We start from the raw sequence: 2,974 nt of genomic DNA, 5'->3' as shown, positions 1-2,974 counted from the left end.
TGAACTTACCCTCTCAAATATAAAAGATAAAGAACAAATTTATTTAAAAGCCCAAAAGGATTATGATGAATTAGTACAACATAATTTCACTCAAAGAATCTTAAATGATAAAGATTCTATAGTGGATGGAATTTATAATGAAAGGATTAAAAAGGTTCATACTCAAACCATAGACTTAGCTAAAAATGTCAATGTAGGAGGAGAATACTTAACTAATGTAGGCTTATCTAAAGATACCATAGTAGGATTAAGCAATACCTTAAATGTAGGAGTAGATAATAAAGTAAGAGTGGCTAAAAACTCTCATGAATATGTAGGAGAAAACAAAGATATAGAAATAGGTGCTAATCAAAATACCATCATACATAAGGATGAGACAAGAAATGTGAAGGGAAATAAAAAGGAAGTGGTTGAGGGGCATTATGATATTAATGTCAGTGATAAAATGCAAGTGTTAAGCGAGAAAGAGATGGATTATAAAAGCAAAGATAATATTCTTTTTACAAGTAATGAATCCATAGGATTTGAAAGTGATAAAAATACAAGCATGGTAGCTGATAATATCACAACTTATGCAAAAACTATTCATGAGTTAAAAGCCGATAGCGAGGCGACTATACAGGTAGGAGAAACAATTATTAATGCAAAACCTGATTGTGTTATCATTAAAGCAGGTGGAGTTGAAGTAACTATAGACTCTAATGGACTTGTGGTTAGAGGTGGAGAACTTAAAGCAGAGTAATAAAGGATAAACAATGAATAAACCCTTCTACAAACTTAAAAAATTTTATATACCTTGTGGTGTGCTTATAGCTTTGATTATTTTTATAAGCTTAACTTATCATTTTTTGCAACGACCTTTAGAGCTTATCTTTTGGGATAGATATGATATATCGAAATTATCTATTAATAACGAAGAGAAAAAATTTTAAAACAATGAAAACTATGAATTACTCCTACTTTCGCTAACGCTTAGAAGTAGGAGCTTCCTAACTAAAGCCAAGTATTCTTAGCTAGCTCGAAAGGCTTCTTGTTTATAGCTTACACCTAAATTTTCATATAAAATATTAAAACTTATACAAAAATCTTTCATAAATTGTTTCAGAAGTTAAAGAGTTTGTTTGGTAAATTACATTAAGGGTTTAAGCCGCAGGCTGACCCCCTACGGCTAAATTGTGAAACCCCTGAAAGGAGGTACATAAAACTCATTCTAGTGGTTATTATACTGCTTTGTTTATTTATAGTCAAGGCATATTAACCAAGCTCAATTTTTGGGGCAACTGGAGTGGGTTACCTGCGGTATCAAACAAACTTTTAACTAAGCTTCTCTCCTTCTATTGAATTTCTATATTTTTTTATATTTTCAATATTTGCACCAAATAAAAATGAAGGTGCAAAAAACAAAGTGCTAATGAATAACAAGTAAAATCTTTTCATGGACTGTTTTAAGAAGTTAAAGAGTTTGTTTTTGGTATAATTGCATAAGGGTTAATGCCAAAGGGGCGGCAACCCCTTTAGCATTCAATCACGCCCAAAAAGGAGGTGATACAGAATGTTAAACAAAATTATAGTAATAATTATACTACTTTGTATAATTATAGTCAAGTGTTATTAACACTTGTTTTCCCTTTTTTAAAGGGGGTTATAATTTTCCCTTTGGCTTACCAAACAAACTTTTAACTAAGCTTCTCTCCTTCTATTGAATTTCTATATTTGAAAAATTTTATTTTTTTAAAAAGTATATGTTTTTTGTATTATTAATTTTTCAAGTATATTCTTTTGGTTATTTTAACTATAAATCACAGTCCTCTTGAGTTTTTTGAAAATAAAGAAAATAGAGAAAAACTCATAAAAACCCTAATAATACACTTAAATTCTTATTTAGAGGCTGAAAGTAATCTACAAAAAATCAAGATTTTAGTCAAAATATATCAAAATTTACAAAAATGTAGCCGAACTCCTGTTCTTATTGACATAGAAGAACTTGAATTTAACAAAGAAGACATTTTCGAAGAATTATTTTATGCTTTAGGCGGTTTAGGAGGTATGTATTCCGTAGAAATAATACAATCAAGAATTGCAAATTTCATCAAAATACTTGGCGGAGAACCTAAACTTTTATTAGAACAATTTTAAACACATAGACTTCTTCTTGAAGTCTATGCAAATACTCAATTTTAGAAAAATTAATTATTCAATAACGCAGCTTTTATTGTATCATTTGTTGCTTTGGCATATATAGCAGTAGTATTTAGTTTTGCATGTCTTAGAATTCCACAAGGTTTGTTCCTTTGGCTGTTAATCTCATGGCTAAAGTGTGTCTAAGCAAATGAAGTCCTTTTTTGCTGATCAAAGCTTTAGCGTAAATATTATTTACAATCAAAAAAGCATTGCTTCTATTTAAATGTTTTCCTGTGCTAGTTTGCATTATGTAATCACTATCTTGGATATTTTCTTTAAAATATTCAAGCTCATCATCTACTTCTTCTTTTTTAATAAATGCAAATTGTTCTTTACCGCCCTTGCCTATTATGGATATTTTTAATATTTCATCATCAACCTCTTCAAAATCACAAAGTTTTACATTTAAAGCTTCAGAAATTCTAAGTCCTCCATAAAGCATAAGTTTTTTCTAAAACTATTGTAAACTTCTTTTTTTGCTTTTTCTTTCTCTAAAACATTATTTAGCCTTATAATTTCATTTTCATTAAGATAATTTAATTTTCTTCTGATTTTTCTGTTCTAAATCTAATTTTCTTCATATCAAAGGAAAAAACAAACAAATCATCATTATTATCGCTTATAAAAGAAAAAAAGCTAGTTAATACTCTCAAATAAGTTATTTTTGTTTTTTTTGATAGTTTATTGCCATTTTTTGAATTATTTTCTAAATAATTAAGAAAATTGACTAAAAAAGTCGTTTTTATATCGTTTATTTGCATTTCATCTTGATAATCTAAAGAATATTCTACAA

Annotated in this window: 3 protein-coding genes and 1 pseudogene; 3 read left to right on the top strand and 1 reads right to left on the bottom strand. The window is 28.4% G+C overall.

The genetic code is table 11. The features are described from left to right. From AJN64_RS01200 to AJN64_RS01190, 3 genes are all read left to right on the top strand, one after another. The coding region (locus AJN64_RS01200) for a bacteriophage T4 gp5 trimerisation domain-containing protein (RefSeq protein WP_070292554.1) at positions 1 to 742 on the top strand (742 nt) is incomplete at its 5' end. A gap of 13 nt (positions 743 to 755) precedes the next feature. Continuing rightward, positions 756 to 932 carry a hypothetical protein gene (locus tag AJN64_RS01195; RefSeq protein ID WP_186820826.1) on the top strand — a complete coding sequence of 59 codons (177 nt, stop codon included), beginning with the start codon at positions 756 to 758 and terminating at the stop codon, positions 930 to 932. Between the two features lie 862 nt (positions 933 to 1,794). Next, on the top strand, positions 1,795 to 2,136 hold the full coding sequence (locus tag AJN64_RS01190; protein ID WP_141080069.1) for a hypothetical protein: 342 nt from the start codon (positions 1,795 to 1,797) through the stop codon (positions 2,134 to 2,136). 50 nt (positions 2,137 to 2,186) lie between these two features. On the opposite strand, the pseudogene AJN64_RS09870 reads toward AJN64_RS01190, so the two are convergent. Then, a pseudogene (locus AJN64_RS09870) lies at positions 2,187 to 2,974 on the bottom strand (tyrosine-type recombinase/integrase); the annotation flags it as partial.

Source organism: Campylobacter sp. BCW_4332, assembly GCF_001763175.1.
Classification (GTDB): Bacteria; Campylobacterota; Campylobacteria; order Campylobacterales; family Campylobacteraceae; genus Campylobacter_D; species Campylobacter_D jejuni.
The sequence above is the reverse complement of the archived record's forward strand: the minus strand, read 5'-3'. Positions and strand labels throughout refer to the sequence as shown.